Origin of the sequence: Nostoc sp. UIC 10607, from assembly GCF_047228265.1 — a bacterium.
In the GTDB taxonomy this organism is placed as follows: Bacteria; Cyanobacteriota; Cyanobacteriia; order Cyanobacteriales; family Nostocaceae; genus Nostoc; species Nostoc foliaceum_A.
Map to the genome: position 1 here is coordinate 42,710 of NZ_JBIQNW010000046.1, position 6,818 is coordinate 49,527.

Here is a 6,818-nt window from a genome sequence, read left to right on the forward strand (position 1 = left end):
ATTTTTTAACCGTATATGGAAGGTAAAAAAATCATGTCATGTATTCTCAATTAGTAGTATTTATAGCGAAAAAATAGAACCTTATTGAGAAAATGGCATTTTTGAGGAATCCTACCTGATTCCTCAAGAGACTCCATGAGTTGTAATCACTTGGAGCAATGAAAATTTATTTTCCCTATTCCCTATTTTGAAGACAGGATTTCAGATGAAACTCTGATCAATCAGGCTTTTCAGTCTTAGTATTTTTTCAAAAATAAAATCTGAGTCCTATATTATGTACCCCCATACAAAAAAAGTACCAATATTAACCAGAAGACGGTTTATCTTTGCAAGTGCAGCTAGTGGAACAGCATTCCTTGCTACTACCATGCTTAAGGGAAATAGAACTCATGCAAGCATCCCTGCGGAGATCACAAAGTTTACCGAACCTCTACCCATCCCATTCGCAGCTTCTCCACCCAGCACTTTGACCATCGCCCGGAGTTCGCACTCGTTCCACAGCAACTTAGGGGCAGGACCAACCTTGGCTTATGGTGGTTTATCTATTCTTGGGCCAACTATCGAAGTTACAAGAAACACACCCCTTAGCATCAACGTATTTAACAATGTTGTTGGAGACCATCCGTTTTTGCAAGCAGTTGACACGGGGTTGCATGGTACTCTAGAGTCTGACAAAACCAGCCCAAGAATGTCGTTGCATCTGCATGGTAGCAACACTGAAGCTAAAAGTGATGGATACCCAAAGGATACCTTTACACCAGGGCAGACTTACCTGTACAACTTCAACAACAATCAGGAAGCAGCCACACTGTGGTATCACGATCATGCGATGGGAATTACTGGTTTGAATGTCTTAGCCGGTCTTGCTGGGTTTTACTTCATCAGGGACATTGACGATCCTGTGGGTGGCAATGGACCACTGGGCTTGCCAGCTGGCGCTCCCTATGAAATACCGCTGGTAATACAAGACCGTTCTTTCAACAGCGATGGCTCCGTGTCTCACCCCAATCAGCCACCCTGGTTAGTAGAGTATGTCGTTGATGTCGCTACTGTCAATGGTAAAGCGTGGCCGAATCTGAATGTAGACCGTACCTTATACCGATTTCGGATTGTCAATGGCTCAAGCGCACGGACTTACAATCTCAAGCTGTCATCAAAACAGCCAATCATCCAAATCGGTACCGACCAGGGTATGCTCAATGCTCCGGTGTATTTATCCCGTCTGCTGCTCTCTCCTGGTGAACGGGCTGATGTGTTGATCGATTTCTCCAAAAGTCTGCCGGGAGACAAAATTGTCCTAGAAAATGATGCCATTTCACCATATCCATTTGGCAGGGCAAATTTCATCATATTTAGTCCCGAATTGCCCGAAATTATGCAATTCACAGTGAACGCGGGTGCTGCTGCTCCCAAGCCAGTCCCTAATATACTGCGACTGTATAAGCCACCGATAAAACCAATTGTTGTTAAACCTACACGCCAAAGGTTCCTGACACTGGTAGAGATTGCAGGGCCAGATGGGCCGATTGTATTGTTGATGAACTATCTCTACTGGGATGAGCCACTCAAAAACCCGGAACTCATGGAGCGGCCGAAAGTGGACACCGTGGAGCAGTGGAACATCATCAATCTTCAGCCTGTTGCCCACCCAATGCACTTGCATCTAGTCCCATTCCAGATATTGAATCGACAAAAGATTAATCCCACCAAGTATCTCAAAGCATACTATGCTACCGGGCCTCGTACAGTCATTTCAAGTCATGGAATGGGTGGCTCCACGATGCCAGGTGGTTATCCACCACCTGATCCTACGTCTTTTGCGATCGGGCCGGCAAGACCGCCAGCAGCAAACGAAGCCGGATGGAAAGATACAGTACTAGTCAATCCCTATGAGGTCACCCGCCTGATCGTTCCATTTGGAGCTCAAGCAGCAGAGAACTTACCGTTCGGCAACTCGTTTGTTGGAACCTACGTTTGGCACTGCCATATGCTTGGACATGAGGACAATGAGATGATGTTGCCTTACGAGGTAATAGCTTAGACCACTACTGATTCAATAAATCAAGTAGTAAAATTTGAGGTAAATTTCATGAAAGTACTCTCCACGCTAGCTATTAATAGTTATTCTATTTCCGTCTGTTTTCTTGGTATTGTTTCACCTGTTTATGCAGTATCCCTAAGCAAAACTGATAATTATTTTACTACCGAAAACACTCTCTCATCTGCTATCAGTAGTGTAGAAGGACAACTAGAAAATGAAAACGTTGACTTTTACAATTTTTCAAATTTGGATACTGGAAATTTATTTACTGTAGAGGTAGATTCACAATCATTCGATCCACTTCTAGGCCAGTTGGATGATTTTGGTAATATCATCGCAATCAACGATGATCAATCTGATAGAAATGTTCTACCGATACTAACCGGAGAGATACCCACTAGCGGCAGCCTGAACTTTGCCGTATCTGGTTTGAGAGACATTTTCCTGAGAGGAGACCACTTTGAATCTGGTTCATATACATTCTCATTAAAAACATTTCCTTTTCCCAGCCCTTCAACGAATGTAACACTGGCCAACAGTGGCTTTGAAAGTGGCAATTTTACGGGATGGACAACACTAGGATCTACTAGTATTGAAACCACAACATTTGGTAGTGGTTCAACAGAGGGAAATTTCCAAGCTTTATTGTCAACTGGTGGTGCTACATTTGATGGTTCAATTATAGAAAAATTTCTGGTATTAGAAGATAATTCGTTGAATAATTTTGACGGAGAAGAAGTGATTAAAGGCTCCGCTATTCAACAACAATTCACAGCTAAATCTGGAGATATTTTGAGCTTTGATTGGAATTTCTTGACCAATGAGGTCTTACCACCAGTTACTTTTTCAGACTTCTCTTTTGTTTCAATCAGTTCCTCAGATAATTCAGTTAGTTCATTATTAGAATTAGCTGATGTAACTGATACCACATCGGAATTTTCTCTGACAGATTTTTTTCAAGAGACTGGTTTTGGCACTTTTTCCTTAAAGTTGCCCACCACAGCAACATACACCTTAGGACTTGGGGTTATAGATGTGGGAGATAACGATTTTGATTCTGGACTTTTAGTTGACAATTTTAAATTAACCTCTGTTCCTGAACCCACTAATGAGCTAGGTTTATTGGGCTTTAGTACCTTAGTCCTATTAAGATTCTGGAGAAAAATCTTGTAGCTTCGTAGATAAAGGTGACTATTTTTGGGCGACTGGGTAATTAAACAGGGTAAGAGCATCTCAATTAGGCTTGACATAAGGGCTGAGAGGAATTTAATGTAGAGTCAATGAAACCGGAACTGAGAATTCGAATCATGTAATCGTTATCCATACCAGTCCGTTTCATTTTTTGTCGGAGACTACGTTTGTAAGCTTCATGTTTCTTATGTGACATTAAATTAATCAATGTGTTTCATTCCCAATGACTCGCCAGAATTTGCGGCAATAAAGGCTGCATTCAAAGCAATATTACGGATATTACCCCCTGTGACACTCAGTTGGGCTAACTTGGTGAAGTCTAGCCCTTCAGTCGGTGTTTGACTGGGGAAAACACGCTGCCAAATCTCTGCTCTTTGCTTGGCATCTGGAAATGGGAATTGCACAACAAATCTGAGGCGGCGCAAGAAAGCTTGGTCGATTGAACTTTTCAAGTTAGTAGTTAAAATCGCTAAACCATGATAAGATTCTATGCGCTGTAATAAGTAACTGACCTCCATATTTGCATAGCGATCATGACTGTCTTTTACTTCTGATCGCTTTCCAAAGAGAGCATCTGCTTCATCAAATAATAAAATCACGCCACCAGTTTCCGCCGCATCAAATACTCGTCGCAGATTCTTCTCTGTCTCGCCAATATATTTATTCACAATTGAACTTAGATCAATACGATAAAGGTCTAATCGCAACTCCTTAGCTAACAACTCTGCTGCTGTTGTCTTACCCGTACCGCTAGCCCCTGAAAATAAGGCACTGATCCCTAGTCCCCGCCCACTTTTACTGCCAAATCCCCAGTTCTTATACACCTTTGCCCGTTGTGCTACATGAGCAGCAATCTCGTGCAGGATTTGCTGCTCTTTGTCTGGTAATACCAAGTCGTTCCAACTAGCAGATGGCTCAATTCGTTGAGCTAACTCATCTAGACGCGGACATGCTTGGTTACGACAAATGTCTCAAAGGTGCAAATAAGGAGAAGTCGACGCCATGCTTGCGGTTACTATCTGGTGAATCAGGGTTACAACACTAGGGAAATTCAAGACTTCCTGGGACACCGCGATATCAAACACACGGAGAAATATACCAAGCTGAATGCTCGACGCTTCCTGAATTTTGATTGGGGCGATTTGTAATGAGCTTGGCTGAGAGCGACCCCAAGACATTGCAGGGCTAAAGCGCGATGGCGTACCTGCCCGCTGGAAGCGATCGCCTATTCCCCATATACCCCATCATTTTGTTTTGAGTCGATGATAAAGGTGTTGAGTCGGCGAACTCATTGCCGCTTCTTGGCTGTGTTAATAACATATCAAGATAGTTTTGCAACCTTTCTTTAGATACATAATTAAAGAAATCCGTAATATCTCTAATAGAATAAAATAGGAAATTTTTTAGAATGAGGACATTGTGATCCCGATCGCAGTCTCAACTAATTTTTGATCATTTTTTATCGGTGTCAGCGCATGAATTTTCAAAGCTCTGCTTCACCTGCGATCGTTTGTGACTCTAATGGTGTCAAAGCGGAAATATCTTATGTTCAGGGGATGGAGCATTTAATTGAGGTTGTTCAAGCATTATCACTAGCACGGACGCTAGAGCAAATTATGGAGATTGTGCGAAAATCTGCGCGTGAGTTGACTGGGGCAGATGGGGCTAGTTTTGTGCTACGAGATGGAGATCAATGTTATTACGCAGATGAAGATGCGATCGCTCCCTTATGGAAAGGGCAACGCTTCCCGATGAGTATTTGCATTAGTGGGCATACAATGCGAAACCGTCAGCCCGTTGTGATTAGTGATATTTATGGAGATGAACGGATTCCATTTACAGCTTACCAACCGACTTTTGTAAAAAGCTTGGCAATGGTGCCAATCCGAGCGTGTAACCCCATCGGTGCAATTGGAACATATTGGGCAACCTTACATCAGCTAACGGGAGAAAAAGTAAAGCTATTACAGGCATTGGCAGACACAACGGCTGTCGCAATGGAAAACGTGCAGATTTATAATGAATTAGAACAAAGAGTCCGCAATCGAACTTCTGCACTAGAAAAAGAAATAGAGGAGCATCAAAAAGTTGAGGCAGAAGTTAGGCGCTTATCTCTAACGGATGAGTTAACTGGACTGTACAATCGACGAGGCTTTTTTCTCTTTGCAGATCAGCAATTAAAACTAGCCCATCGGCTACAAAAGTCCTGTTGTCTTTTATTTATAGATATAGATGGATTGAAGAAAATCAATGATACGTTTGGACATGAAGTTGGAGATCGTGTAATAGCTGACGCAGCAGAGCTACTAAGTCAAACTTATCGAAATTCTGACATCATTGCTCGATGGGGGGTGATGAGTTTGTCGTATTCATTCCTAAATGTTCAGATCATACGAATGTAATTACTGCTCGCCTGCAAACTAACGTTGATTTCTTTAATCAGAATCGAGGTAGAAGTTATCATCTATCAATGAGTATTGGAGTTCAAGAGTGCGTTATTAATGAAGATGTTTCATTGGAAAAACTCGTATTGCAGGCAGATGAGTTGATGTACCAGCAAAAACGTGCCAAGCGAAGTTCTAGCATCTATTGAGTGAGGGAGAATGTCGGTTAATAGTAGTTAGGCGACATCGGGACAAAAGTAAAGGCTGTAAGGCATTCAGCCCTAGATTAGCCCAACGCGTGATCGCGGTCTTTGGCGGTAAAAGGAGTTTAAACGACATCGAGCTAAAAACGGATACAGTCAAGCATTCAGCGCCAGATTAACCGGCAATAGTATTAATAATCCCCAAAATGAATAATCAAAAATTAAGTAATGTAGATTATACAAAATTGCAGAATTTACTAGCAGTAGGGCAATGGCAACAAGCAGATGAAGAAACGATGGATTTAATGCTTGAGGTGATTAATATAGATGGAGTTGATCAAGACATATTAGACAATGACCATGTGAAATACTTTCCTTGTGCTGACTTGAAAATGCTCGACCAACTTTGGGTTAAATACAGCAATGGGCGGTTTGGTTTCAGTGTCCAAAAGCGTATTTGGGAAAGTGTAGGTGGTAATCCTAATGCTGATTATGAGACTATTTTCAGTTTCGGTGAGCGTGTGGGCTGGAGAGCAAAACACAAGTGGATAAGTTTTGAGGATGTCATCTTTGACCTAGAAGCACCAGAGGGACATCTTCCGTTTGGTGTCAGGCGTTTTGCCGCAGTAGTTACTCCTGCTGTTTTTGCTGTGATTTATTGCCTGACATTAGCTCTGTCCAGATGTAAGATTTCAGGGTAAGCCCTGTAGCGTCAGAGTTCCATCTTCAGTTAAAACAACTTCTATCTTGTGAGCGTTCATATTTCACACAAGAAGCAGGGTTTTTAGTCTGAGTTACAGTTGCAATAATGTAATTATGTAATTAAATACAAATGTAAGAAAGTAATTAATTACATTATTTCTTTCTACCGTGAATCTACAGAGCGTTCTCTTGCTCAAATAGTAGGTTTAGATCCAGCAGGACCTGGGTTTGAAGGCAAAGCAGCAAGCGATCGCTTAGATCCAAGTGATGCAACTCGGATTGTCTCTATTCATACTA

General features: G+C 42.0%; 5 protein-coding genes and 2 pseudogenes. 6 read left to right on the forward strand and 1 reads right to left on the reverse strand.

The window, feature by feature from the left end; all coding sequences use genetic code 11:
• The first annotated feature begins 274 nt into the window (after window positions 1-274).
• Complete coding sequence (locus ACEYW6_RS26905; RefSeq protein WP_412982157.1) at window positions 275-2,041, forward strand: multicopper oxidase family protein; 1,767 nt, start codon at window positions 275-277, stop codon at window positions 2,039-2,041.
• Window positions 2,042-2,089: 48 nt separating this feature from the next.
• Window positions 2,090-3,214, forward strand: a complete 1,125-nt coding sequence (locus ACEYW6_RS26910) for a hypothetical protein (protein WP_412982158.1) — start codon at window positions 2,090-2,092, stop codon at window positions 3,212-3,214.
• A gap of 224 nt (window positions 3,215-3,438) precedes the next feature.
• On the opposite strand, the pseudogene ACEYW6_RS26915 reads toward ACEYW6_RS26910, so the two are convergent.
• Window positions 3,439-4,203, reverse strand: a pseudogene (locus ACEYW6_RS26915) (ATP-binding protein); the annotation flags it as partial.
• A gap of 6 nt (window positions 4,204-4,209) precedes the next feature.
• Between ACEYW6_RS26915 and ACEYW6_RS26920 the strand changes: the two are divergent.
• The 4 genes and pseudogenes from ACEYW6_RS26920 to ACEYW6_RS26935 all read left to right on the forward strand — a co-directional run.
• Entirely contained in the window at window positions 4,210-4,380 is a 171-nt protein-coding gene (locus ACEYW6_RS26920) for a tyrosine-type recombinase/integrase (RefSeq protein ID WP_412982159.1), read from the forward strand.
• A 468-nt stretch (window positions 4,381-4,848) separates the two neighbouring features.
• Window positions 4,849-5,825, forward strand: a pseudogene (locus tag ACEYW6_RS26925) (diguanylate cyclase).
• A gap of 200 nt (window positions 5,826-6,025) precedes the next feature.
• Window positions 6,026-6,520: a GUN4 domain-containing protein gene (locus ACEYW6_RS26930; RefSeq protein WP_412982160.1), complete on the forward strand. Its 495-nt coding sequence runs from the start codon at window positions 6,026-6,028 to the stop codon at window positions 6,518-6,520.
• 156 nt (window positions 6,521-6,676) lie between these two features.
• On the forward strand, window positions 6,677-6,818 hold a 142-nt coding region (locus tag ACEYW6_RS26935; protein ID WP_412982163.1), incomplete at its 3' end, for a hypothetical protein.